Origin of the sequence: Nocardia aurantia, assembly GCF_009604425.1 — a bacterium.
Lineage (GTDB): Bacteria > Actinomycetota > Actinomycetes > Mycobacteriales > Mycobacteriaceae > Nocardia > Nocardia aurantia.
Genome location: NZ_WEGI01000002.1, coordinates 461,873 through 487,139 on the forward strand (window position 1 = coordinate 461,873; position 25,267 = coordinate 487,139).

General features: G+C 71.7%; 21 protein-coding genes. 5 read left to right on the forward strand and 16 right to left on the reverse strand.

What is annotated here, in order from left to right:
- Positions 1 to 407 precede the first annotated feature (407 nt).
- The 12 genes from NRB56_RS05535 to NRB56_RS05590 all read right to left on the reverse strand — a co-directional run bounded on the left by NRB56_RS05535 (position 408) and on the right by NRB56_RS05590 (position 14,737).
- Entirely contained in the window at positions 408 to 1,607 is a 1,200-nt protein-coding gene (locus tag NRB56_RS05535) for a UDP-N-acetylglucosamine--N-acetylmuramyl-(pentapeptide) pyrophosphoryl-undecaprenol N-acetylglucosamine transferase (RefSeq protein ID WP_153339372.1), read from the reverse strand.
- A gap of 8 nt (positions 1,608 to 1,615) precedes the next feature.
- Positions 1,616 to 3,112, reverse strand: a complete 1,497-nt coding sequence (ftsW, locus tag NRB56_RS05540) for a putative lipid II flippase FtsW (protein ID WP_153339373.1) — start codon at positions 3,110 to 3,112, stop codon at positions 1,616 to 1,618.
- Positions 3,109 to 4,530, reverse strand: a complete 1,422-nt coding sequence (murD, locus tag NRB56_RS05545) for a UDP-N-acetylmuramoyl-L-alanine--D-glutamate ligase (RefSeq protein ID WP_153339603.1) — start codon at positions 4,528 to 4,530, stop codon at positions 3,109 to 3,111. Before murD ends, ftsW begins: the two co-directional genes overlap by 4 nt.
- Before the next feature lie 48 nt (positions 4,531 to 4,578).
- A complete protein-coding gene (gene mraY / locus NRB56_RS05550; protein WP_153339374.1) occupies positions 4,579 to 5,655 on the reverse strand; it encodes a phospho-N-acetylmuramoyl-pentapeptide-transferase in 1,077 nt (358 codons plus the stop codon).
- The gene (locus NRB56_RS05555) at positions 5,652 to 7,196 is read right to left on the reverse strand and encodes a UDP-N-acetylmuramoyl-tripeptide--D-alanyl-D-alanine ligase (protein WP_153339375.1); all 1,545 of its coding nucleotides are present in this window, start codon (positions 7,194 to 7,196) and stop codon (positions 5,652 to 5,654) included. Before NRB56_RS05555 ends, mraY begins: the two co-directional genes overlap by 4 nt.
- Positions 7,193 to 8,791, reverse strand: coding sequence for a UDP-N-acetylmuramoyl-L-alanyl-D-glutamate--2,6-diaminopimelate ligase (locus NRB56_RS05560; protein ID WP_406603436.1), 1,599 nt, complete (start codon positions 8,789 to 8,791; stop codon positions 7,193 to 7,195). The genes NRB56_RS05555 and NRB56_RS05560 overlap by 4 nt, the downstream gene beginning before the upstream one ends.
- Positions 8,792 to 8,944: 153 nt before the next feature.
- On the reverse strand, positions 8,945 to 10,852 hold the full coding sequence (locus NRB56_RS05565) for a peptidoglycan D,D-transpeptidase FtsI family protein (RefSeq protein ID WP_194290731.1): 1,908 nt from the start codon (positions 10,850 to 10,852) through the stop codon (positions 8,945 to 8,947).
- Positions 10,849 to 11,730, reverse strand: coding sequence for a hypothetical protein (locus NRB56_RS05570; protein ID WP_153339377.1), 882 nt, complete (start codon positions 11,728 to 11,730; stop codon positions 10,849 to 10,851). The genes NRB56_RS05565 and NRB56_RS05570 overlap by 4 nt, the downstream gene beginning before the upstream one ends.
- A complete protein-coding gene (gene rsmH, locus NRB56_RS05575) occupies positions 11,727 to 12,743 on the reverse strand; it encodes a 16S rRNA (cytosine(1402)-N(4))-methyltransferase RsmH (protein ID WP_319942592.1) in 1,017 nt (338 codons plus the stop codon). Before rsmH ends, NRB56_RS05570 begins: the two co-directional genes overlap by 4 nt.
- A 150-nt stretch (positions 12,744 to 12,893) precedes the next feature.
- Positions 12,894 to 13,325 (reverse strand): division/cell wall cluster transcriptional repressor MraZ, encoded by a 432-nt coding sequence (mraZ, locus tag NRB56_RS05580; protein WP_225053231.1) that lies wholly within the window; start codon positions 13,323 to 13,325, stop codon positions 12,894 to 12,896.
- 426 nt (positions 13,326 to 13,751) lie between these two features.
- Positions 13,752 to 14,171: a DUF3040 domain-containing protein gene (locus NRB56_RS05585; protein WP_026343131.1), complete on the reverse strand. Its 420-nt coding sequence runs from the start codon at positions 14,169 to 14,171 to the stop codon at positions 13,752 to 13,754.
- Between the two features lie 125 nt (positions 14,172 to 14,296).
- Positions 14,297 to 14,737, reverse strand: coding sequence for an SAV_6107 family HEPN domain-containing protein (locus tag NRB56_RS05590; protein ID WP_153339379.1), 441 nt, complete (start codon positions 14,735 to 14,737; stop codon positions 14,297 to 14,299).
- A gap of 240 nt (positions 14,738 to 14,977) precedes the next feature.
- Here NRB56_RS05590 and NRB56_RS05595 point away from each other — a divergent pair, with 240 nt between their 5' ends.
- Complete coding sequence (locus tag NRB56_RS05595; RefSeq protein ID WP_153339380.1) at positions 14,978 to 15,604, forward strand: GNAT family N-acetyltransferase; 627 nt, start codon at positions 14,978 to 14,980, stop codon at positions 15,602 to 15,604.
- Entirely contained in the window at positions 15,601 to 17,205 is a 1,605-nt protein-coding gene (locus NRB56_RS05600) for a phytoene desaturase family protein (protein ID WP_319942593.1), read from the forward strand. The genes NRB56_RS05595 and NRB56_RS05600 overlap by 4 nt, the downstream gene beginning before the upstream one ends.
- A 142-nt stretch (positions 17,206 to 17,347) precedes the next feature.
- Here NRB56_RS05600 and NRB56_RS38740 read toward each other — a convergent pair whose 3' ends face one another.
- A complete protein-coding gene (locus NRB56_RS38740) occupies positions 17,348 to 17,605 on the reverse strand; it encodes a hypothetical protein (RefSeq protein WP_227837189.1) in 258 nt (85 codons plus the stop codon).
- Positions 17,606 to 17,813: 208 nt separating this feature from the next.
- Here NRB56_RS38740 and NRB56_RS38745 point away from each other — a divergent pair, with 208 nt between their 5' ends.
- From NRB56_RS38745 to NRB56_RS05620, 3 genes are all read left to right on the forward strand, one after another.
- Positions 17,814 to 18,758 carry a carotenoid biosynthesis protein gene (locus NRB56_RS38745; RefSeq protein ID WP_319942594.1) on the forward strand — a complete coding sequence of 315 codons (945 nt, stop codon included), beginning with the start codon at positions 17,814 to 17,816 and terminating at the stop codon, positions 18,756 to 18,758.
- Between the two features lie 189 nt (positions 18,759 to 18,947).
- Positions 18,948 to 19,583 carry an LppM family (lipo)protein gene (locus NRB56_RS05615; protein ID WP_153339608.1) on the forward strand — a complete coding sequence of 212 codons (636 nt, stop codon included), beginning with the start codon at positions 18,948 to 18,950 and terminating at the stop codon, positions 19,581 to 19,583.
- Positions 19,580 to 20,770, forward strand: coding sequence for a glycosyltransferase (locus NRB56_RS05620; protein ID WP_319942595.1), 1,191 nt, complete (start codon positions 19,580 to 19,582; stop codon positions 20,768 to 20,770). Before NRB56_RS05615 ends, NRB56_RS05620 begins: the two co-directional genes overlap by 4 nt.
- A gap of 153 nt (positions 20,771 to 20,923) precedes the next feature.
- Here the strand turns inward: NRB56_RS05620 and NRB56_RS05625 are convergent, their stop codons facing one another.
- From NRB56_RS05625 to crtI, 3 genes are all read right to left on the reverse strand, one after another.
- Entirely contained in the window at positions 20,924 to 21,859 is a 936-nt protein-coding gene (locus NRB56_RS05625; RefSeq protein WP_319942596.1) for a phytoene/squalene synthase family protein, read from the reverse strand.
- Positions 21,856 to 23,418, reverse strand: a complete 1,563-nt coding sequence (locus tag NRB56_RS05630) for an alpha-(1->6)-mannopyranosyltransferase A (protein WP_153339381.1) — start codon at positions 23,416 to 23,418, stop codon at positions 21,856 to 21,858. The genes NRB56_RS05625 and NRB56_RS05630 overlap by 4 nt, the downstream gene beginning before the upstream one ends.
- A gap of 166 nt (positions 23,419 to 23,584) precedes the next feature.
- Positions 23,585 to 25,120, reverse strand: a complete 1,536-nt coding sequence (gene crtI, locus NRB56_RS05635; RefSeq protein WP_319942651.1) for a phytoene desaturase family protein — start codon at positions 25,118 to 25,120, stop codon at positions 23,585 to 23,587.
- Positions 25,121 to 25,267 lie beyond the last annotated feature (147 nt).

Sequence of the window (25,267 nt, forward strand, 5' to 3'; positions counted from 1 at the left end):
CGCCGAGCCGGACGCGCCCAGGGTGTCGCCACGCAGGCCCCGGACGTCGCCACCTACGTCCGGGGCGTCGCCGCGCGGGCCCCGGACGTCGCTACCCGCGCCCGGCGCGTCACCGCGCAGGCCCCGGACGTCACCACCTGTGCCCGAGGCATCGCCGCCCAAGCCCCGGCTGTCGCCACCTGCGCCCGAGGTGTCGCCGCGTACGCCCCGGCTGTCGCCACCCGGGTCCGGGGTGGCGCCGCGTACGCCCAGGTCGTTGCCATCCGGGTCCGAGGCGTCGCCGCGCACGCCCAGGTCGTTGCCATTCGGGTCCGGGGTGTTGCCACGCACGCCCGGGTTGTCGCCACCCGGGTCCGGGGTGGCGCCGCGTACGCCCGGGTTGTCGTCGATCGTCTTGTCCGTTTCCGTCATCGGCCGATCACCTCCACCACGATTCGTGCCACCGCGTCGGCGGCGTCCCGATGCCCGGCACCGGCGGCGGCCACGGCCATATCGGACAGCCGGGTCGCGTCGCTGAGCACGGGGATCACTTCGTCGATCACGTACTTCGGCGTGAGTTCCGCGTCGGGAACGATTCTGCCACCGCCCAGTGACACGATCGGGCGGGCGTTGAGCTCCTGCTCACCGTTGCCGTGCGGCAGCGGAACGTAGAACGCGGGCAACCCGACCGCCGATACCTCGGCGACGGTCATCGCACCCGATCGGCACACCGCCGCGTCCGATGCGGCGTAGGCCAGATCCATCCGGGACAGGTACGGGACCGCGACGTACTTCGCCGGGGAATCCGGGTCCACGCCCGAGACATCGAGGGTGTTCTTGGGGCCGTGCGCGTGCAGGACCGAGATCCCCGCCGCGGTGAGCTGCGCGGCCGCGCCCGAGACGGCCTCGTTCAGCGACCGGGCGCCCTGCGAACCGCCGAACACCAGCAGCACCGGGCCGTCGGCGGGCAGGCCGAAGTGCGCGCGGGCCTCGGCACGCAGGGCCGACCGGTCCAGGGTAGCGATGGACTGCCGTACCGGGATCCCGACGATCTCCGCCTCCGAGCCGCCGACCGCCGACCGCCCACGGCCGTCATCCCCGGGCCGCCCGCGGCCGTCATCCTTGGGCCGCCTGCCGCCGTGTATCCCCGATCCCGGCACCGCGGCCAGCACCCGGGTGGCCAGCCGCGCGCCGATCTTGTTGGCGATGCCCGCCTTCGCGTTCGCCTCGTGCACCACGATCGGCACCCGGCGCCGGTTACGCAGCAGGCCGCGCCCGGCCGCGAGGTAGGCGGGCAGCGCCACGTAACCGCCGAAGCCGACGATCACATCGGCGTCCACGGCGTCGATGATCGCGCGGGTGCGGGCCACCGACGCCCGGACCCGGCCCGGCAGCCGCAGCAGGTCGGCGGTCGGCTTGCGCGGCAACGGAACCGGCGGGATCAGCTCCAGCGGATAACCGCGTTCGGGCACCAGCCTGGTCTCCAGACCGCGTTCGGTGCCCAGCGCGGTGATCCGGATCGCCGGATCCCGGCGCCGCAACGCGTCGGCGACGGCCATGGCGGGCTCGATATGCCCCGCCGTCCCGCCACCGGCCACGATCACCGACAACGGTCGTTCCACGGCCATCGACTCCGTCACCTCGGTTTGCCCCTGTCTCGTGCGTGTGTCGTCGGATAGCTCGGTTCCCAGGCCCGGGTGGACCGCCACGATCGGCTGCCGCGCGGCTGGTTGCCCGCGCGGCGCGAGGAATCCGAATCCACCGAGCGGCGGGCCGGCCGGCCCGAACCGCTCCGCCGGCCCTTGGCCGAGTCACCTCGGGGGGCCGGCTGGGTCTTCTTCTGCGGCGCGGCCTTCGCGGCCGCGCGCGGGCGCGGCGCGGTGTACAGCTCCGGCTTCGGCAACCGCAGCAGGCGGCTGAACCGGCCGTCCTGACCGCCGTGCAGCGCCACCACCGCCTCCGGCTCGTGCCGGGCCGCGTTGGCGATCAGGCCGAACATCAGCAGGGTGATCGCGAGCGAGGAGCCGCCCGCCGAGACCAGCGGCAGCTGCAGGCCGGTGACCGGCAGCAGGCCGACCACGTACCCGATGTTGATCAGAGCCTGACCGGTGATCCAGGTGGTCGCGGTCGCGGTGAGCAGGCGCAGGAACGGATCGACCGATCGGCTCGCGATCCGCAGGCCCGTGTAGACGAACAGGGCGAACAGGCCGAGCACCAGGGCGCAGCCCAGGAAGCCCAGCTCCTCGCCGATGATCGCGAAGATGAAGTCGTTGTGCGCGTTGGGCAGATAGCTCCACTTGGCCCGGCTCTGACCCAGCCCGCGGCCCCAGATGCCGCCGTCGGCCAGGGAGAACAACGCCTGCCGCGCCTGATAGTTGATGCCCTGCGGATCGTCGCCGGGATTGAAGAAGGCGCGCATGCGATTGGACCGATATCCGGCCGACAGCGCCAGCACGCCGGCGGCGACCAGGCCCGACACCGAGATCGTCACGAACAGCCGCACCGGCAGGCCGCCGAACCACAGCAGCGCCGCCAGGATCAGGCCCAGCGCGATGGTCGTGGAGAGGTTCGGCTGCAACACCACCAGCAGGCACACCAGCAGACCGGCGGGCACCAGCGGCACCATCACGTCCTTGTAGGTCGCGCGCGACCCGACCAGCGCGCGGCGCGCCACCAGCAGATGCGCGCCCCAGACGATGAGCGTCACCTTGACGATCTCCGACGGCTGGATCGACAGCGGCCCGATCATGAACCAGCGCCGCGAACCCTGTACGGAGGAACCGATTCCCGGGATCAGCACCAGCACCAGGGCCAGCACCGACAGCGCGAACATCGGGAACGACAACTGCCGCAACCGCCACAGCGGCACCCGCAGCGCCAAATAGAACAGCACCGCGCCGACCGTCGCGAACATCGCCTGCTGCACGAACAGCGAATAGGCCGACCCGTCGGCGGCGTACGCCTCGACACTGGATGCCGAGAGCACCATCACCAGGCCCAGCAGGGTCAGCAGGGTCGCGATGGTGACGATCAGGTGGAACGAGGCCAGCGGGCGGGCGAGCCAGGCGCCGAACCAGGTGGCACCCGCGGCCTTGCGCCCGGTAGCCGTCGACGCGGCGCCCGCCTCGCTCATCGCGGGCTCCCGATGTCTCCCTCGTCGAGCGCCTGCACCGCCGCGACGAAGCTGCGGCCGCGATGGGTGTAGTCGGTGAACATGTCCAGCGAGGCGGCGGCCGGTGCGAGCAGCACCGTGTCGCCGCGTCCGGCGTAGCCGGCGGCGATCCGCACCGCGCGCGCCATCACCGCGTCCACACCCATACCGGCATCGTCGCCCGAATCGAGCACCACCACCGGGACATCGGGGGCGTGTCGCGACATCGCCTCCGCGATCGTGCGCGCGTCGAGACCGAACAGGACCGCCGCGACGAGCCGCTCGGCCACCTCCTCGACCAGATCCTCGACGTGCGCGCCCTTGAGCTGTCCGCCCGCGAGCCAGATCACCTGCGGGTGGGCCAGGATCGACGAGCGGGCCGCGTGCGGATTGGTGGCTTTCGAGTCGTCGATGAACTCGACTCCGCCGACCTCCCGGACGAACGCCGCCCGGTGCGGGCCCACCTTGTGCTCCTGCAGCCCCTCCTTGACGAACTGCGGCGCCACGTCGATGGATCGGGTCAGCGCGGCGGCGGCCAGCGCGTCCGCGACCCCGGCGGGGCCCGGCGGGCTGATGTCGCCGACCTCGGCGAGGATCGCGGCCTTGGTGAAGGCCCGGTCCAGCAGTTTGCCGTCGACCACGCCCAGCTCACCGTCGGCCGGTACGCCGATCCGGAAGCCGACCGTGCGGCGGGCCCGGGACTTGCGGGCCAGCGCGCCGGCCACCGGATCGTCCAGGCCGACGACGCCGACCCGGCCGGTCAGCGCGCGCGCCTTGGCGGCGGCGTAGGCGTCGAGGCCGCCGTGCCAGTCCAGATGGTCCTCGGCGACGTTGAGCACCACGCCCGCCTCCGGGCGCACCGAAGGGGCCCAATGCAATTGGAAGGAGGACAGCTCGACCGCCAGCACCTGCGGGCCCGGCGTGCGCCGCAGCGCGTCCAGGATCGGCAGCCCGATGTTGCCGCAGGCGACGCTGGGGACGCCGGCGGCGCGCAGGATCGCGTGCGTCATCTGGGTGGTGGTGGTCTTGCCGTTGGTGCCGGTGATGACCAGCCATTTGCGCACCGGCCCGTACAGCCGGGCCTGATCCACCCACCAGGCGAATTCGACGTCGCCCCAGACCGGGATGCCCTCGGTCACGGCCGAGACCAGCACCGGCGAGTCGGGCCGCCAGCCCGGACTGGTGATGACCAGCGCGAACCGGCCCAGCGCGCCGGGCAGGCCCAGTTCCTCGCCGGGGGCGGTCGCCAGGCCGAGCTCGGCGGCCTCGGCCAGCGCCTTCTCCCCGGCGTCGGTGACCACCGGGCGCGCGCCGATGTCGTGCAACGGCTCGATCAGGGACCGGCCGGACACGCCCCAACCGGCCACCAGAACGTCTCTGCCGCGCAGAAATTCGAGCATGGGGCCCGGTGAGCGCAGAGCCCGCGGAGTGTGTTCGACCATCGCCTGTTACCCGACCTGAGAGAGGTATTCGCTGTAGAACAAGCCCAATCCGACCGCCGCCGCGATACCCGCCAGCAACCAGAACCGAATGATCACCGTAGTCTCTGCCCATTTGGACAGTTCGAAGTGGTGGTGGAACGGCGCCATCTTGAACAACCGGTTACGCGTGGTCTTGAACACCACGATCTGCAGCACCACCGACGCCGCCTCGGCGACGTACAGCGCGCCGATGACCACCATCAGCAGTTCGGTGCGGGTGGTGATGGACAGCCCGGCCAGCAGGCCACCGAGGGCCAGCGAGCCGGTGTCGCCCATGAAGATCTTGGCGGGAGCCGCGTTCCACCACAGGAATCCGATACACGCCGCGGCGCCCGCGGCACAGACCAAGGCGAGGTCCAGCGGGTCGCGCACGTTGTAGCAGCCGGGCTCCACCTTGACCTCGCAGGCGTGGTAGTACTGCCAGAAGCTGATCACCACATAGGAACCCAGCACCAGGCTCATCGAGCCGGCGGCGAGCCCGTCCAGGCCGTCGGTGAGGTTCACCGCGTTCGACCAGGCCACCACGACCAGGCAGACGAAGGCCAGGAACACGACCACGCTCATCGACACCGTGTTGATGTCGCGCACGTAGGACAGGTGCCGGCTGGCCGGGGTCCGGCCGCCCGCGCCGACGCTGTGCAGCGCCAGCACCCCGAACACGATGGCGGAACCGAGCTGGCCGATGTACTTGCCGGCCGCGGTCAGGCCCAGGTTGCGCTGTTTGCGCAGCTTGATGAAATCGTCCAGGAAGCCGACCGCGCCGAGCGCGGTGGACAGTCCCAGCACCAGCAGACCGGAGGCGGTCGGGCCCTCGGCCCGGTACCCGATGCCGATCAGGTGCGAGCCGAGGTAGCCGGCCCACATGCCGAGCATGATCGCGACGCCGCCCATGGTGGGGGTGCCGCGCTTGGCCTTGTGGCTCTCCGGGCCGTCGATCCGGATCTCCTGGCCGAAGCCGCGCCGCGCGAACATGCGAATCAGCAACGGCGTCAACAGGATCGACACCGTCAGCGCGATCGCCGCGGCGAACAGAATCTGCCTCATCGGGCGGCCTCCGAATTCGACTGCGACGCGCGCGGCGTGCTCGACTGCGACGCGCCCGGTCCGGCCGCGACGAGGTGTTCCGCGACCGCCCACAATCCGGCGGAGTTCGACGCCTTGACCAGGACCACGTCACCGGCGGCGACCTCGGCGTCGAGCAGTTCGAGCGCCGCGTCGATATCGGGGACCAGCACGGATTCCTCGCCCCACGAACCCTCCTGCACCGCCCCCTGATGCAGGGCGCGGGCGGGGCGGTCGGTGCCGACCACGATCAGCCGGTCGACGTCCAGCCGCACCACGAGGCGGCCGATCCGGTCGTGCTCGAGGACGGCGTCGTCGCCGAGTTCGGCCATCTCGCCGAGCACGGCCCAGCTGCGGCGCGGTTGCCCGGCCGGAGTGTCGCCGGTGCGGGACATGGTCACCAGGGCCTTCAGCGCCGCGCGGACCGAATCCGGATTGGCGTTGTAGGCGTCGTTGACGACGGTGACGCCGTCGGGGCGGGTGCGCACGTCCATGCGATGGGCCGAGACGGCCCGTGCCTCGGACAGCGCCGCGGCCACGGTCGCGAGGTCGGCGCCGCATTCCAGCGCCACCGCCGCGGCGGACAGCGCGTTGCCGACCTGATGTTCGCCGTGCACGCCCAGCCGCACCTCGACACTCGATCCCCCGGCGTGCACCGTGAACCGGGCCCGGGCGGCCTCGTCGAGCCGGACGTCGGTGGCCCGCACATCCGCGCCGGTCGATTGCCCGACGGACACCACCCGGGCGCTGGTCCGGCTCGACATCGCGATCACATTCGGGTCGTCGGCGTTGAGCACCGCGACGCCGGTCGGCGGAAGAGCTTCCACCAGTTCGCCCTTCGCCTGCGCGATGGCCGCGCGGCTGCCGAATTCGCCGAGGTGCGCGGTGCCGACGTTGAGCACCACCCCGATACTCGGCGGCGCGATCTCGGTGAGCGCCTTGATGTGCCCGTGCCCGCGCGCGGACAGTTCCAGCACCAGGAAACGGGTATCGGCGTCGGCGCGCAGCACCGTCCACGGATGCCCGAGTTCGTTGTTGAAGGAGCCGGGCGGGGCCACCACCGGGCCCAGCGGCGAGAGCACCTGGGCCAGTAGGTCTTTCGTCGAGGTCTTACCGGACGAGCCGGTGACGCCGACGACGGTCAGCCCGCCGGCCGCGACCAGCCGGTCGACGTTGGCGCGGGCCAAGGCGGCCAGCGCCGCCAGCACCGCCGCGCCGGACCCGCCGACGTCGTGCGCGAGCGCCAGCGCGCGGCCGGACTGCCCGGCCGACGGCTCGACGACGATCGCCGGCACCCCGACCGGCCGGGCGGCCAGCACGGCCACCGCACCGGCGGCCACCGCGGCCGCCGCGAAATCGTGCCCGTCGACGTGTTCGCCGGGCAGGGCCAGGAACAGGTCGCCGGGAGTGATGCGGCGCGAGTCGAATTCGACCGCGCCGGTTACCGTCACCGCGGGATCGGGGACGTCGTGCAGTGTCCCGCCGACGACCTCCGCGACCTCCCGCAGAGTCATTTCGATCATGAAGCTGTCTGGTCCTTCGTCTTCCGATGCAGGGCCGCCGCCACTACCTCGCGGTCGTCGAACGGATACTTCACCCCGGCGATCTCCTGCCCTGTCTCATGGCCCTTGCCCGCCACCAGCACGATGTCGCCGGGCCGGGCCCAGTCGACGGCGGCGGTTATCGCCGCGGCGCGATCGCCGATCTCGGCCACCTCGCCGCGTTCGGATTCCGGGATCCCGAGCGCACCGGCCCGCACGGCGGCCCGGATCTCGGCCGGGTCCTCGCTGCGCGGATTGTCGTCGGTGATGATCAGCAGGTCGGCGCCGCGGGCCGCGGTCGCGCCCATCAGCGGGCGCTTGCCGGCGTCGCGATCGCCGCCGGCGCCGACCACCACGGCCAGCCGACCGGCGGTCTGCTTCGAGTACTCGCGCAGGGTGGCGATCACCGATTCCACCGCGGCCGGCTTGTGCGCGTAGTCGACCACGGCGAGGAAGTCCTGGCCGGCGTCGACCCGCTGCATCCGGCCGGGCACGTCGACCTCGGCCAGCGCCGCCGCGGCCACCGTGGCGTCGATGCCCGCGGTCGCGCACACGGCCACCGCCAGCAGCGCGTTCGCCACGTTGTAGTGACCCGGGAGCCGAAGGCGCACATCGGTTTTCACGCCGGGACCGGCGATGGTGAACTCCTGGCCGCCGCCACGCACGGTGGTGGCGCCGACCAGGGTCCAGTCGGGTTCGGCCTCACCGGTGGGGCTCTGCGGCTGGGTCGCCGTCGTCACGACCGTGGTGCGGCCGCCGACCTCGCGGACCAGCCGCCGGCCCCAGGCGTCGTCGACGCAGACCACGCAGGTGCGGGCGGCGGTCGGCGACTCGGGCTCGAACAGCCGGCGCTTGGCGGCGAAGTAGTCCTCGAAATCGGCGTGGAAGTCCAGGTGATCCTGCGAGAGATTCGTGAACGCGCCGACCTCGAACTCGACCCCGTCGACCCGGCCCAGCACCAGTGCGTGGCTGGACACCTCCATGACCACCGCCTGCACCCCGCGTTCGACCATCAGCGCGAACATGGCGTGCAGTTGCGGGGCTTCGGGAGTGGTCAGCGCGCTCGGCACCCGCTGCCCGTCGATGCGGGTCTCGATGGTGCCGATCAGCGCGGTTCGCACGCCGGCCGCGGTCAGGCCCGCCTCCACCAGGTACGAGGTGGTGGTCTTGCCCGAGGTGCCGGTGATGCCGATGATCTGCAACCGCCGCGACGGATGCCCGTAGATCGCGGCGGACAGGCCGCCGAGGACAGCGCGCGGATCGTCGTGCACCAGCACGGGAACGTCCACCTCGCCGATCAGTTCGGCGCCGGCCGGATCGGTCAGGACGGCCACCGCGCCGGCGGCGATCGCGTCGGGCGCGAACCGGGCCCCGTGCGCATGCGCCCCGGCGAGCCCGGCGAACAGATCGCCCGGCCGCACCGCCTGGGAGCGCTGTTCGATCCCGGTGACGACGACCCGCGCGAGCCGGTCCGGATCGCCGCTGTAGCGGGCTGCGGCCAGGTCCGCGACCGCACGCAACGCCGTCGACGGCGGCACGGCGGGGCGCAGCGCCGGCGGGCTGGGCGGCACGGGCACGTGGCTCCTCTCGATCGGGGCAGGGTCTGGTGGTGCTATCTCACAACGGACGGAATCGGATCGACGAGTCAGGTTACCGACGATCGATCACGGTCGGGCAACGCGGCCGCCGAATCGCCGTGCCGCCGCGCTGCGGCCCTACCCCTGGGAAGGCTACATGCCCTGTAGGACAAGCTGTTTCACCGGTTCCGTGGAGGGCGGGATGCGGTCACGTTGCAACACCCAGGAGGCGATGTTGTGGAACAGCGGCGCCGCCGACTGACCGCCGCTGCCGTCGGAGCTGCGGATCGGCGCGTCGAGCATGATGCCGACCACGTAGCGCGGCTCGTCGGCCGGTGCGATGCCCGCGAACGTGATCCAGTACCGATCGTTGGAGTAGCACTTGCAGTGCTGATCGATCTGCTGCGCGGTCCCGGTCTTCCCGGCGATCTGATAGCCCTCCACGGCTCCCGACGGACCGGTGCCCTGCTGGTATCCCATCGGATCGCGTTGCACCACCGCCTCGAACATCTGCCGCAGGGTGCGCGCGGTGTCCACGCCGACCACCCGGGTGCCCGGCGGCGCCGGTTCCTCGGTGCGGGTGCCGTCCGGCCCGACCCGCGCCCGCACGATGCGCGGGGGCACCCGCACGCCGTCGTTGGCGATCGCCTGGTACATGCCGGTCATCTGCAGCAGGGTCATCGAAAGGCCCTGGCCGATGGGCAGGTTGGCGAAGGTGGAGCCGGACCACTGGTCGCGCGCGGGCACGATGCCGGCGCTCTCGCCGGGCAGGCCGACCCCGGTGCGCTGGCCGAGCCCGAACCGCTTGAGCATGTCGGCGTAGCGGTCCTCACGGACGCGTTGCGCCAGCATCAGCGTGCCGACGTTGGACGACTTGCCGAAGATGCCCGTGGTGGTGAACGGCGTGACCCCGTGCTGCCAGGCGTCGGCGACGGTGACGCCGCCCATATCGATGCTGCCGGGCACCTCGAACACCTCGTCGGGGGTAGTGAGCCCGTACTCGATGGCGGCGGCCGCGGTCACGATCTTGTTCACCGAACCGGGTTCGAAACCGTCGGTCACCGCGGGGTTGCCCATATTCGTCGAACCCCAGTACTGCGCGTTCAGGCTCGGATTGAACGTGCTGTCGTTGGCCATCGCGAGCACCTGCCCGGTGTGCGCGTCGAGCACGACCGCCGACGCGTCCTGCGCGCCGGACATCTCCTTGGCCTGCTGGATCTGCTGCTGCACGTAGTACTGCAGGTCCGAGTCGAGGGTCAGTTCCACGCCGTTGCCGTTGACCGCGGGCTGCCGATCGCGCTCGCTGCCGGGGATGATCGCGCCGTCGGAACCCTGGTCGTAGGTGTGCGACCCGTCGGTGCCGGCCAGCACCGCGTCCAGCGACGACTCCAGGCCGATCTGCCCGTGGCCGTCCCAGCCGGTGGCGCCGAGCACGTTCGCGGCCAGTGATCCGCCGGGATAGATGCGGGTGTCCTGCCGGTCGCCACCCACCTCCGAGAACTGGTCGGTGATCTCGGTCGCCACGCGCGCGTCGACGTTGCGGGCCAGATAGGTGAAGGTGTCGTCGCCGCGCATCTTCGCCAGCAGATCGTTCTCCGACGGGCCGTCCGGGCCCAGCCGCTGCCGGATGCCCTTCGCGATCGCCTGCAGCCGCTGGTCCGGTTCGGGGGCCTTGGAATTCTTCGCGTGCGCGGCGGCCAGCTGTTTGCGGACCGTGACCGGCTGGAAGGTCAGCGATTTCGTGGTGATGGTGAACGCGAGCGACTTGCCGTACCGATCCGTGATCGGCCCGCGCAACGCGTAGTCGGGAGTGTTGACGATGCGCTGGCTGGCGGCCTCCGCCGACAGCTTCGGCGCCGACACCGTCTGGATCCAGAGCAGCTGCACCGCGACCATCAGCAGTGCGATCAGCATGATGATGCGGCCCACTCCGAACCGGAGCCGCAGCGAGGAATCAGCTGCGGCTCCGGATCGGGAGGTGGACTTGCGCGGCCGGCCCGGCCGCGGCACCCGAGCCGGAGCCCGGCCGCGGGGCTGCTGGGCCCGGCCGCCCGGACTCATCGAACGGCCCCGGCGGCTGCCGGCGCCGTCACCAGCTGGTTCGGGATCACCTGGCCGGGCACCGCCTGCGCCGCCTGCGGGGCCACCGCGTGCGCGGCGGGCGAGGCGACGGCGTTGGGCGCCGCCGGCACCCCCGCCGTCGGGGCCGCCTGGACGCTGGTGGACGCCCGCGGCGGGCTGACCGGGACGACCCGTTCGCCCTGTGCCTGGGCCAGTTTCGGCGGCGGCGCGGTCGGCGCGGTCGGCGACACGTTCAGCGGCGGCACCGGGCCACCCTGCTGCGGGGTCTCCTTGCCGATCACGGTGACGCTGCCGTCCGGCGCCACCACGAGGCGCACCGGATCCTTGGCCGGGATCATGCCCAGTTCGCGGGCGCGGTCGGCCAGCGCGGGGGCCGAATCGTCCTTGGCCACCTCGCGTTGCAGCGCCGCCTGCTCGTCGGCGAGCTCGCGGTTGGTGCGGCGGGCGTCACCGAGCTGGTAGCTGTCCTCGGCGGCCCGGGTGGTCAGCAGCAGCGTCGCGGCCAGGCCGCAGCCGAGCATGGCGAGGATCGCGGTCACGAACGGGATCCGGCCCGACATCACCGAACCGGTCCGGGCGGGCAACGGGGGCAGTTTCTCCCGCCGCGTCGTGCGGTTCTGCCGCTTGGCGTAGGCCCGTTCGGCCGCACCGGACTTCTCCCGGTCGGCCGCCACGCGCCGCGGGCCCACCGGCGGCTGGTCCGGTATCGCCGGCAATCCGGTCACCGGCTTGCCCGCCGGTTTCGGCAGCGCCGGATGCGGTGCCTGCTGCGCTGATTGACCCGAAGCCTGCTGCGCGGTCTGTTTCGATGCCGCAGTTCGCCGCTTCGGTGCGTCCACCCGTGTCCGCACGCTCATCGTCTCGCCTCCCCTGACCTGTTCGGATGACTGTCGCCCCGATCCGTGCCGTCCGCGATCCGTTCCACCGCGCGCATCCGGACCGGTGCGGCGCGCGGGTTCTCCTCGATCTCGTCCGGCGTGGCTTTCTCCGCGCCTCGGGTCAGCGTCCGGAACACCGGGCCCATGCCGGGAAGTTCCATCGGCAGATCGACCGGGGTCCGTGAGGCGGACTCCTGCGCGAAAAGCTGCTTGACCAGCTTGTCCTCCAGGGACTGATACGACATGACGACGATCCGCCCGCCGATCTCCAGTGCGTCCAGGGCCGCCGGCAGGGCGGCCTCGAGGGATTCCAGCTCCCGGTTGACCTCGATGCGCAGCGCCTGGAAGGTGCGCTTCGCCGGATGGCCACCGGTCCGGCGGGTGGCCGCCGGGATCGCGTCGTAGAGCAGTTCGACCAACTGCGCGCTGGTGGTGAACGGCTGCCGGTCCCGGCGCTTCACGACCTCGGACGCGATCCGCCCGGCGAATCGCTCCTCGCCGTAGACCTTCAGCACCCTGGCCAGATCGCCGTGGGTGTAGGTGTTGAGCACGTCCGCGGCGGTGGGGCCGGTGCTGGGATCCATCCGCATGTCCAGCGGCGCGTCGACCGAATAGGCGAAACCACGATCGGCCTCGTCCAGTTGCATCGACGACACACCGAGATCCATCAGGACCGCGCGCACCGAGCGCCGGTCCGGCAGCCCGGCCTGCGCCAGCGCGGCGGGGATGCCGTCGTATCGGGTGTGCACCAGGGTGATCCGGTCCGCGAACGGGTGCAGCCGGTCCGCGGCGAGGCGCAGTGCCTCGGTGTCGCGGTCCAGGCCGATCAGCCGGATCTCCGGATAGGTCCGCAGGAAATGCTCGGCGTGCCCGCCCAGGCCGAGCGTGGCATCGATCAGGGCGCCGCCGGATTCCAGTGCGGGACCGAGGATTTCATCGGCTCGGCGGAGCAGCACCGGAACATGGCGGGAGCTGGTGTTCTCACGGTTCACCTCGACCTCCCGGGATCCTGCCTCACGATGGTGCGCGCGTCGGTGACCGATGCCCCCTGGTCTCTGACCGAGCGACGGCACCTGGCGTTGGGGAAGTACGTCAGGGTCCGCCGTCGGGCAGAGGCCGCAGGGCACCCGCCTCGCGCGGGGCTAGAAGATTCCGCCCAGCGACTCGTCTCTGGCCTGCGAGTAGTCCTCCTCGTGCTCAGCGAGGTAGGACTCCCACGCCTGTTTGTCCCAAATCTCGAGGAAGTCGACCGAGCCGATCACCACGCAATCCTTCGAGAGGTTCGCGTAGCGACGGTGTTCCGCCGACAACATGATCCGGCCCTGCGCATCCGGACGCTGCTCGTCCGTGGAGGCCGCGAGTGCCCGGACGAACGCCCGCGCCTGCGGATTGCTTCGCGACGCCTCGGCGGCCCGCCGCGCCAGCGCGGTGAACTCGTCCTTCGGGTACACGGCAAGGCTGTGGTCCTGGCCCTTCGTGACCATCAACCCTCCTGCCAGCTCGTCGCGAAACTTCGCAGGCAACGTCAGTCGCCCTTTGTCGTCCAGGCGAGGCATGTAGGTACCGAGAAACACGTCTCGACACCTCCCGCTCGATCACCTCGGCCTGGTCGGTCTTCGTCAGTGCGGGCTCCACATTACCCCACTTTCCCCCACTTTCAATCGAAAGCGTCCCCGATCCGGACCTCGGCGCAACGAATCTCGCAGGTCATGTCAGCTATCACCGGGGTGGGGAGGTTTCTGCGAGTTCCCGCGACACGCGGCCACGACACGGCCGTGGCCCCGACAACCAGCAGCAATCCCCCGGCTGGATGGCCGGTGGTGGGGCGTGGTGGGGGGTGGTGGCGCGAGAGCCGGCGGGGCCGAGGAGTGGCCGGATACACAAAAGCGACACGCCGTGCATCGCACGGCGTGTCGCTGTGGTCTCGCTAGTTCCGGTGGTGTCGCGGCGCTGTCCGTCGCGGCTCCCCTCCGGGCCCGGGCCGGAGCCCGGGCGTGGATTCAGTTGTCCTGTTCGAAGCGGCGGCGGAAGCGGTCCTCCATGCGGGCGGAGAATCCGCCCGACTTGCGCTGCTTGCCGCGGCCGCCGGCGGGACCCGTGCCGGGTTGTGCGTCACCGCCGCGACGGCCGACGCCCGGGATACCCGAGCCGCCCATCAACAGCAGCACGCCCGCACCGAACATCACGATGAACCCGAGCAGGCTGATCACGGGAAAGCCGCCCGGCTTGACGGGCAGGGCGATTCCCGCGACGAGTAGGACCAGGCCGAGGACGAAGAGCGCGGCCGCCTGAAGTCTGCGTCTACCGGTGGCCGAACGGAGCCGCCCGCCTCGGACGGTGGATGCGAACTTGGGGTCCTCAGCATAGAGCGCGCTCTCGATTTGTTCGAGCATGCGCTGCTCGTGCTCGGAGAGTGGCACGGTACCTCCCCCGGCACTAGGTAGTGGTTGTCGTCTCCGGGTAGACGACAGATAGCCGACCTTGGCGGCTATCTGTCACCAATGATACGAGTTCGATCAGTGCGCTACCACCTAGTCTCACATCTTCAAGCGGTACCGTCCCCAACCCATTCCGCGGCGGGTCGCAAACGGGCGGCCGCATTGATCAGATCTGCCACGTCGTGCAGGAAGGCGCCGACCCGCGAGGCGAACTCATCGGCACGTGCCGTGTCCACCGGTCTGTCCAGTCCCGCTTCCAGCGCGGCCCTGGTCTCGGAGTGGGAACTGAAGTAATCCGCCCACATCACGAATTCCGGGGCCGCCTGCTGCATCAGCACCCAGGCGTTCCGCGACCTGGCCCGGGGCGCGCGATCGGCCCCCGTGAGCGCGAGCACCGCACCCGCGCCGCGCAGTGCGGCGAGATACGCGGTGCGGAAACGCTCCCGGGGGTCGGGCTCGCCCCCGGCCTGAAGCAGCAGCCCGTCCGCACGATCCAGTAACCCGCCTGCGCGCCCGGAGAAAGCCGGGCGCTCCACTCGACCTGCCATTGCCGTTCCTCCAGCCCATCTCATGCCTGCGGCCCCGCGACCCCACCGTGCCAGGGCTTTTCCCGGCGTGTCCGGCGAGCGCGAACCCGGATGAGGCCGCATCACCGCCGGCGGATCAAACCGACCGCACGGGCACGCAGTGGACATCCAAGGGACCGAACAGGCATTCGAATGTTCGACAGGTGTGAATATAGAGTCGACCACCGACAAACTCGGATCACGAGAGCCGCGCCGACCCCTATGACCGCCGCCAGACCCCGCTCCACCCCAGCCCCCGTCGTCGTCGACCTGTCCGTCGCGGCGCTACGAGCGCGGCTGCACGACGCGCTGTCGATCTACGTCGCGGCCATGGACTATCCGCGCGGCACCGAATACCACCGCGCGCCGATGTGGACCGAGCACACCACGCGCCCCGGCTGGCAGGCCGTCGGCGCGGTGATCCCGGACGACAGCGGCACCGTCGACCTGCGCACCTCGCCGCTGATCGCGATCGCCTACGGCTACCACGGCGCCCCGCACCAGTGGTGGCATCAGCAGGTGCACAACGGGATGCGCCGCAGCGGCTGGCCCGAATACGCCATCCGCGAACTGCTCTCGGACTACTTCGAACTCACCGAACTCCACGTGCATCCCGCCGCACAGGGTCTCGGGATCGGGGAGAACCTGCTGATGCGACTGCTGCGCGACCGGCCCGAGCGGGCGGCGCTGCTGTCCACCCCCGAGGTCGATCGGGAGGACAACCGGGCCTGGCGGCTGTACCGCCGGCAGGGATTCACCGACGTGGTGCGGCATTTCGTCTTCGCGGGCGACACCCGCCGGTTCGCGGTGCTCGGCCGGCGGCTGCCGTTGGAAGACCCGCCGCAGTGACGATCCTGATCGTCGGCTCCGGGCACAACGCCCTGGTGGCCGCGTGCTATCTGGCCCGCGCCGGGCAGCCGGTGGAGGTGCTGGAACGCGACGAGGTGCTCGGCGGCGCGGTGTCCACGGTCGCGCGGTTCCCCGGGCATCTGGTCGACCGCGGCTCCTCGGCGCACATCATGATCCGGCACACCGGGATCGTCGAGGAGCTGGAACTCGAGCGCCACGGCCTGCGCTATCTCGATTGCGACCCCTGGGGTTTCGCGCCCGCGCCGCCGGGCTCGCATCAGCCGCCGATCGTCTTCCATCGCGACCTGGACCGCACCTGCGCCTCGATCGAGGCCGCGTGCGGATCTCGCGATGCCGACGCCTACCGCCGCTTCGTCAGGGTGTGGGCGCCGCGCGCGGAACGGGTCATGCGCGCGTTCGCCGGCGCACCCGGGCCCGGGCGTTTCCTCCGGGCGTTCTGGGGGCTGGACATGAACGGGACCGGCGGCGGTCGCCCGAGCGCCGCCGCCGGTAGCGCGCTGTCGCGCGACTTCCTGCAACCCGGGGACGCGCTGCTGGACCAGCTGTTCACCGACGAGCGGTTGAAGGCGGCGCTGGCCTGGTTCGGCGCCCAGTCCGGGCCGCCGATGTCCGAACCCGGGACCGCGTCGATGGTCGGCTTCGCCGCCGCGATGCACACGCTGCCGCCCGGACGCGCGGTCGGTGGCAGCGGCGCGCTGACCACCGCGCTGGTGTCGCGGCTGCGCGCCGACGGCGGGACGGTCACCGCCGGTGACGCGGTCACCGAACTGCGGCGCGCCGGTGGCGGCTGGCGGGTGCGCACCGCGTCCGGCCGGGACCTCGCCGCCGATACCGTGATCGCGGGCACCCACATCCTGACCACCCTGGATCTGTTGCGGCGCGGCGGTTTCGACCCCGGCGTGGTCGAGGACTGGCGACGGCGGATCCGGGTCGGGCCGGGTCTCGGCATGGTGGTCCGCGCGGCCACCAGCGACCTGCCGCACTATCCCGGCGCCACCGCCGCCGAATCCGCGCACGGGCTGCAGTTGCTCGCGACCGATCGGCAGCAGCTGCGGCTGGCCCACGGCGCCGCGCTGGCGGGCTGCCTGCCGCCGCGCCCGGTGGTGCTGGCGATGAGTTTCAGCGCCCTCGACCCCTCGATCGCGCCGGCGGGACAGCATCAGCTGTCGCTGTGGTCGCAGTGGCATCCCTATCGGCTCGCCGACGGGAGTACATGGTCCGACCACGCCGAGCGCGAGGCCGACCGGATCATCGCCGAGGTCGATTCGGCCGCACCGGGTTTCGCCGGCACCGTGCTCGACCGGTACGTGCAGACCCCCGCCGAGCTGGAACGCGAACTGGGCCTGCACGGCGGCAACGTGATGCACCTGGAGATGTCGCTGGACCAGATGTTCTTCTGGCGGCCGCTGCCCGAACTCGCCGGTCAGCGGGTGCCGGGCGCCCCCGGGCTCTACCTGACCGGCGCCTCCACCCATCCGGGCGGCGGCGTCTCCGGCGCCAGCGGCCGGACCGCCGCTCGCCTGGTCCTCCGCGACCGCACCCGCCGCACCCTGCTCTCCCGCCTGTCCCGCCGCCGATGAATCCGCCGCTCGCCCAGCCCGATCCGCTGTCACCGCGGGGTGCCGCCTCGATGCCTCCGGGCACGACCTGTTCGACCGGGCAGGCCGGACAACGCGCCGATCCGCCGGGCGCAGCATCCGGCGAGTCGGGGCGACCGGTCGCTCACGCCGTGACCGCGCCGGATCCGGCCGCGCTGCGTCGCGCCTCGGGGCGCGCCGGGGCGCGAGCGGCCGGCGGCGGATCACCGGCCGCATCGGCATCGCCGACCCGTAGGGGACGTCGCGCCGACTCGCCGCAGCCGAGCGACTCTGCCCGATCCGTTTCGCCGCAGCCGAGCGATTCCGCGCGATCCACCTCACCGCCGCTCAGCGATTCCGCGCGATCCACCTCACCGCAGCTGAGCGATTCGGCGCGATCCATCGAGGACACACCCGGACGAACCGGGGCAGCGACCGCGGCGGGGCCGACTGCGACACGTTCGATCGGCGCGGCGAATCGCGTTCGTCCGCCTGAGCCGAGCGGTCCGGCAGGAACGGTCCCTCATGCCCCCGGTGCCGGTGTCCCGAGTCGCATTACCGCCGATATCCCCCATGTCCGTGGTGCCGGTGTTGCGGGTCCCGGCGCGGGGGTGCGGTGGGGCTTGGGCGGGCTGGTGACGATCTGGGTACTCGCGCAGATCGCGTATCCGTTGACCGCGGGGAGCGGCCGGGATGCGGTGACCGTCGTGGTCGTGGTGCTGGCGGCCGGGATCGCGGGGTGGCATGCCTGGACGAGCGGTGGAGCGCGGCGGGCGCTGGGATTGCTGGTGGTCGTGGCGGGGATCGGACTGGTGGCCGAAATCGCCGGTACCGCTTGGGGATTCCCGTTCGGGTGCTACGGCTATGCGGCCGGGCGGCTCGGACCGGAGATCGCGGGGGTGCCTGCGGTGGTGCCGCTCGCGTGGGTCGGCGGGTGGTATCCGGTGCGGGTGGTGGCCGGGCGGTTGTCCCAGCGGGCCACCGTGCGGGTGGTGCTGACGGCCGTCGGGGCCGTCGGCTGGGATCTGTTCCTCGATCCGCAGATGGTCGCGGACGGGCAATGGGTGTGGTGTTCGACCTGGCGCGGGCTTCCGGGGCTGACCGGGATTCCGTTCACCAACTTCCTGGGGTGGTTCGCGGTGGCGCTGGTGATGGCCGGGCTGTGGGAGGGGGTCGATCGCCGGCGGATCGCGAGCGAGCGGGTTCCGCGCGATCGGCGATCGACCGGACATGGGAGAGAACCGGCCCCGAGTGCGACGGTTCCGTCCGGCCGGCGCCGTATCCGGCACCTGGAGGGTTCGGGTCGGGAGCGAGTCCGGTGTCGGGTGGCTCCGGGCCGGTATCGGGAGGCTTCGCTCGGGCGGCGGGGTGGCGGGCGCGAGGTGGATCCGCTCGTTGTGGTGCCGATTGGGATGTTCTTGTGGACGTGGCTCGGGTCGGCGCTGGCGCATGGGGTGTTCTTGCACTTGCCGTGGTCGGCGGGGTACGGGTTTGCCGGGATGGGTGTGCTCGGGGTGCCGTTGATGTGGTCGCTCGGCACGTCCCGGCGAACGTGACCAACCGGGCGCGCCGAACGTGATCATGCTGCGTCCCGCTGTATGCGGCTCGGACCGGCCGATCGTGGCACGATAAGAGCCGTGCAGCCGAGTCCGACTCATTTCCAGCCCGAACCAGCCCGGCACGAACGGGACAGAACTCCGGGGCCGCGACGCCGCCGGATCTGGTCGGTGTTGCTGCTGGTGGCGATGTTGACGCCGCTGTTGGCCGGATGCCTGCGGGTGCAGGTGTCGATGGGCGTGTCGTCCAACGATCGGGTGTCGGGGCGCATCGTCGCCGCGGTGGTACCGAACGGGCCCGCCGACAAGGGGCCGCAGCTCAAGGTGCCGGACAGCCTCAGTAGCAAGGTGCGAGTCGAACCGTATTCGCAGGACGGCTATTCCGGCAGTCAGGTCTACTTCGACGATCTGACCTTCGGTGAGGTGCAGCAGCTGGGTAGCCTGTCGGACCAGACCCAGGGCATGTTCAGTCTCACGTTCGTCCGTTCGGGCGACAATGTCTCGCTCACCGGCCGCGTCGACCTGAAGTCGGTGCCGGAGCAGGGTTCCGACATCCAATTCAAGGTCGCGTTCCCGGCCCGGGTCGCCACCACCAACGGCACCCGCGAGGGTGATTCGATCGTGTCCTGGAAGGTGCCGGCCGGTGATGTGAGCACCCTGCGCGCCGAGGCCAGTTACGCCGATCCGAACACCCGGTCGTTCGCCGCCTGGGCGGGCATCGTCGGTGGCATCACCCTCGCCGCCGCCGCGCTCGCGGCCGTGCTGGCCTATGTCAGCCGCAATCCCGACCCACAGCGGCCCGTCCGGCGGCGGCAGCACGTGTGAAGATCCTCGTCGCCGCCGGGACCGGGATCGCGGCCGTGGGTTGCGCGCTCGCGGCGGTGAACCGGCTGACCGTGCGGCGGCTCGGACCCCGGACTCCGGCGGTGATCGAACCGGTCACGGTGTGCATCCCGGCCCGCGACGAGGCCCGCAGGTTGCCCGGCCTGATCGCCGATCTGCAGGCGCAGCGCGGGATCTCGCGGCTGCGGGTGCTGATCCTGGACGACGACTCCGCCGACGACACCAACGCCGCGGCCCTGGAGGCGATCGGTGACGACACCCGGTTCACCCTCCTGGACAGCGCCGCCGGCCCCGGGCCCGGCTGGACCGGCAAGACGGCCGCCTGCACCCGGCTGGCCGAATTCGCCTTCGCCACCGACGATCCCGAGGAGGGGCCGGCCGGGGTGCTGATCTTCCTGGACGCCGATGTCCGACTGGAACCCAGCGCGCTGGCGGCGGCGGTCGGCGAATTGCGTTCCGGCGCGGCGGCTCTGGTGGCCCCGTGGCCGTTCCAGCGCACCGGCTCGGCGGCGGAGGCACTGGTGCAGCCGCTGCTCTGCTGGTCCTGGGCCACCACTTTGCCGATCGCCCTCGCCAACCGCAGCCGCCGACCGTCGACGGTGGTCTCCTGCGGGCAGTTCCTCGCCCTCGACGCCGCCGCGTACCGGGCGGTGGGCGGGCATGCCGCGGTGGCGGGCGCCGTCACCGAGGACCTGGCCCTGGCCCGCCTGCTGCGCCGCGCCGGCCACCGCACCGCCCTGGTCGCCGCGGGCCGGCTGGCGAGCACCCGGATGTACTCCGGCGCAACGGAACTGGAGAACGGCTACACCCGCTGGCTGTGGTCGGCGTACGGCTCCCCCACCGGCAGCGTCGCCGTCGGCGCCCTCACCGGCCTCGCCTACCTGGTTCCGCCCGCGGCCGCCCTGTTCGGCCGGGGCCCCACCCGCCGCCTCGGCCTGCTCGGTTACGCGAGCGCCGCCGGCGGCCGGCTGCTGGCCCGCTCCCTGGAATCCGGTCGCGCCCCGAGCCTTTCCGACGCCGGCGCCGCACTGGCCCATCCGTTGTCGATCGCCGCTTACCTCGCGCTCTCGGCCCGATCACACCGCCGCCATCGGGCGGGGACGCTGCAATGGAAGGGCCGTCTCCTCCCGCAGCCCCCTGAGGCAGCGAAAAGCGCTCAGCCGCAATAGGCGGAGCGAAATGACCGGCGGTACCCGACCTGCCAGGCGAAGTCCGGCCGGAAGCGGACTGCGACAGCCTGTTTCGTGAGAAAGAACGATCCCCATCCGCGCCGGCCCGGTAGCCGGTCGGCGGGCTCGACCGGACGCGCCGTATCGCAGCGGCTATCGGGCGGAGCGCAGGGTGGCGGTCGCGAATTGGGTTGCGGCTACGCGATATCGGCGGTGGCGGGGGACGGTGGCGCGGTGCTGGAAGACGGCGTAGCCGGACTTCTCGATCTCGTCGAGTATTTCGGCGTAGAGGATCGCGGCGGTGCGGATGGCGGGACGCACCCGGGGGTTCAGGAGGTCGATGCCGGGGATGGCGAACCGGTAGAGGGCCCGGTTGGTGGCGATCAGGTGGACCAGGGCGCGGCGGACGCGGGGGTCGGTGTGGCCGGTGCGGCGGCAGTGGGTGAGCAGGCCGGGGTCGACGCCGAAGGCGGCGAGTTCGTCCAGGGGGAGGTAGACGCGGTCGCGGTCGAGGTCCTCGGCGAGGTCGCGCAGGAAGTTGGTCAGCTGGAAGGCCTCGCCGAGGGCGGTGGCGGCCGGTTCCGCGTCGGCGGTGGGGACGACGGTGCCGAGGATCGGGAGCAGTTGCAGGCCGATGGCGGCCGCCGAGCCGCTCATGTATTCGCGTAGTTCGGTCATCGTGGCGTAGCGGTTGCGGAATCGGGTCGTGCCGGGCACGTCCATTCGCATCGAGGCCAGGAAGGTCCACAGGTGGGCCGGGGGCACGCCGAAACGGGCGACGGTGTCGGCGGTGGCGGACAGGACGGGGTCGTCCGGGTCCGGATGCGCGGTGTCGCGCAGACGGGCGCGCAGGCGGGTCTCGATGTCGTCGAGACGGGCCGCAGCATCGGGGGTGGCGTGGTCGACGATGTCGTCGACGGTGCGCGCGAAGGCGTAGAGCGCGTGCACCGCGACGCGGCGGTCCGGTGCCAGCAGCCGGGTGGCCAGGAAGTAGGTGCGGCCGTGGGCGGCGGCGACGGCCCGGCAATACCGGTAGGCGGCGGCCAGGGTCTCCCGATCGGTGAGTGATCCGGCCGGGCCGGCGCTCACGGCCGGGGCTTACCCGTGTCGGCCCGCAACCGCAGCGGGTCCACCGTCCGCAGTGAGAAGGCCGCGACCAGCGCCACGAAGGTGGCGGCCGCGACGTGCCAGAAGTTGTACAGGCCGATGGATCCGCCCGGCTGGAACACCAGCATCAGCCAGGTACACAGGCCGACCAGCAGCATGAGCGTGGGGGTCGACAGGGTGAACCCGGCGGCCAGGGCCAGCGGCCAGGAGTAGTACCACGGCAGCGCGGCCGGAGAGAGGATCACGATGCCGACGAACGCGATCAGGATGCCGAGGACGGCCTCGCGCTCGGAGTGCTTGAATCGCCACCAGGCCCACGCCAGGATCGCCACCAGCCCGAGCATGCACAACAGCCGGGTATAGACGAGGACGTCACCGAGATGCAGCGGGGTCACCCACGTGACCATGTGCGCCAGGATGGTCGGCAGCGACAGCCAGTTGATGATCTTCTTCGAGCCGGACAGCGCGCTCAGCCAGCCGAGGCCGACCCCGGCGGCCGCGGAGGCGGCGACGAACACCGCCGCGAACACCGACAGGCCCAGTCCGCCGATCTTCGCGAAGGTCCACAGCGGATGCGGTAGTGGGCCCTTGTTCTCGGCCGCGCGTCTCTCTCGTTCGTGGATCATCCAGATCCACACCAGGAACGGCAGCGCGACTCCCGCGGTGGCCTTGATGGCGACGCCGACGGCGACCACGACGATCCCGCCCGCGTGATGGTGTTCCAGCACCAGCGCGATACCGGCGGCCATCAGGCCGACCATCAGCATCTCGTTGTGGGCGCCACCGATCAGGTGGATGAGCACCAGCGGGTTCAGCACCGCGAGCCACAGCGCCACCGTGGGCTTGCCGCCGAGGTGTTTGGTGAGGTGCGGGACCGCCCACATCATCAGCACCAGGCCGGGCAGCATCACCAGCCGCATGGCGATGGTCCCCGCCACCACGTTCGAGCCGGTGACCATGGTGATGAGCCGGCCCATCAGCAGGAAGATCGGGCCGTAGGGCGCGGTGGTGGTGGTCCAGACCGGGCTCACGTTGTCCAGCAGCACACCGGGATTCACCACCGGGCCGACCCGGTACGGGTCGAACCCGTCGCGGAGCAGCGCGCCCTGGGCGAGATACGAGTAGACGTCCTGGCTGAACATCGGCACCGAGAACAGCAGCGGGAAGATCCAGATGCCGACGATCCAGCGCAGCTCGGTGAGGCTCACGGTGCTCTCGTAACCGGCGTAGCCGAGCGTGATGCGGCCGAGCCGCACCCAGGCCAGGATCATCGCCAGGACGCCGAGCCAGACCACGATGGTCGCGAGCGCGTACCCGTGCCCGAACCGCAGCCAGGACAGGTGCGCCTCCTCGAGCAGCGGGTCGCGGCGGCGGACGGCGCCCGCGCCGAGTCCGCCGGCGGTCATCATCAGAGAACCCCAGAAGCCGAGCAACGCCGCATGGCCCTCGGGGCTGCGGAAGAAGTCGGCGGCGGTACGCATCCGCCGGCGGGGAGGGTCGGGCAGCACGACCGACTCCAGGCCGGTGACCTGGGCGGTCATCGGTCGGGGCCTGGTGGCGGTATCCGGTTCAGGGGTCGGCATAGTTCGTCGTTCCCCCCGGAAAGTCGGTGCGGTCGGGAAACCGCGGCTGATAGGTCGCCGCTAGTTTAGTGGTATGTCGGCAACACTAGCGCGCCGGTTCGCCCGGATCTCGCTCAGGCATCGGTCACAGTTCACTCGCGACCCGCTCAGCGGCCAGTTTTCCGGACAGCAGGGTGGTGGGCACCCCCACTCCGGGGGTCGTTCCGCAACCTGCCAGCACCACATTCGTGGCCGTTGCGGGCAAATTTCGGGTGCGGAACGGGCCGGTCTGCCGGAACAGGTGCGCGGCCGAGAACGGCGACCCCGCGAGCATGCCCTTGGCCTGCCAGGTGGACGGGGTATCGAGGTGGTCGACGGTGAAATGGGTGGCTATACCGTGATATCCGCGATCCTCCAGCAACTCCAGGAGGCCGTCGAGGTACGCGCGGCCCGTCCGATCCCAGTCCAGCGGCGCGGCGTCGAGGTTCGGGCAGGGCGCGAGCAGCGACAGGGGTTCGTGGCGGCCGGTCGGGCGATCCACGAACATCCCGGGATCGGTGAGCGCGGGGCGGGTCAGCAGCAGGGAGGGATCGCTCATCGTCGCGCCCCGGCCCGGCCGCGCCGCGATCTCGGCGAACGTGCGATCCCAGGCCCGGCCGAAGTCGATGGTGTGATGCGCCTGGACCGGCCAGCCCGCCGCCACCTCGGCGGGCACCGTGCCGTGCGCGACCACCGCGGAGGGCGCGGCGCGCAGCCGGCGCGGTGGCAGGACCGATCGCCGCGGCAGGCCGAACCGCGCCAGGCTGCCGAGGTCGGCGGTGAGCACGACGGCGTCGCAGTCGAGGCGGCGGCCGTCGGCGGTTCGCACCCGCTCCGCGCGGCCGGCGACGTAGTCGATGCCGGTCACCTCGGTGTCCAGTTCGAGCCGTCCACCGGCCGCGGTGAAGGCGGCGGCCAGCGCGGCCGGGACCGCGCGCATCCCGCCTTCGGGGAAGTAGACGCCCAGCGAGGTGTCCATGTGCGGGATCGCGCCGTAGACGCCGAGCGCCTGCGCGGGCGCGGCGCCGGCGTACAGGGCCTGGAACGTGAACAGCCGGGCCAGCCGCTCGTCGCCGAGGATGCGGCCGACCCGGGGGCCGAGGCGGCCGAAGCCGCCGAGCCGGGCCAGCCGCAGCAGCGCCGCGCGTTTGGCCGGGACCCGCACCATGTCCAGCGGCGAATCGAAGTTGGTGTCCATGAACTCGTCGTAGGCGGCGTCGTAGATCGCCGCCAGCCAGGCCCGCAGCCGGCGGTAGCGTTCCGCCTCGGCGGGCCCGCAGGTCCGGGCGACCTCGGCGGCCATCGCCTCGGGATCCGAGTACACGTCGATGACCGAGTCGTCGGCGAACCGGGCCCGGTACGCCGGTGCCAGCGGACGGATCCGCAACCCCAGTGCCTCCGCCCGCGCACCCACCGCCCCCAGCGCGTCACCGATCAGCTCCGGCACGGTGAGAATCGTTGCACCGGAATCGATCTCGTAGTCGGGGCCGCGGTACACACCGACCCGGCCACCGGGATGGTCGGCGCGCTCCAGCAGCGTGACAGTCCGCCCGGCCCCGGTCAGATTCAACGCCGCCGACAGCCCCGCGAGCCCCGCCCCGACCACCACCACCCGGTCGGTCGGCCCGCCGACGGTCCGAATCTTCCGACGCCGCAAGCCCTTTCCGCCGACCGGCCGACCCGCCCGGTCGTCATCCACACCGATCCCGTTGCCCCCCAGCACAACCCGACCGTCGCCCGCACCGGACCGGGTGCCACCCCCGCGGCCTCCCCTGTCGCGCACCTCAGC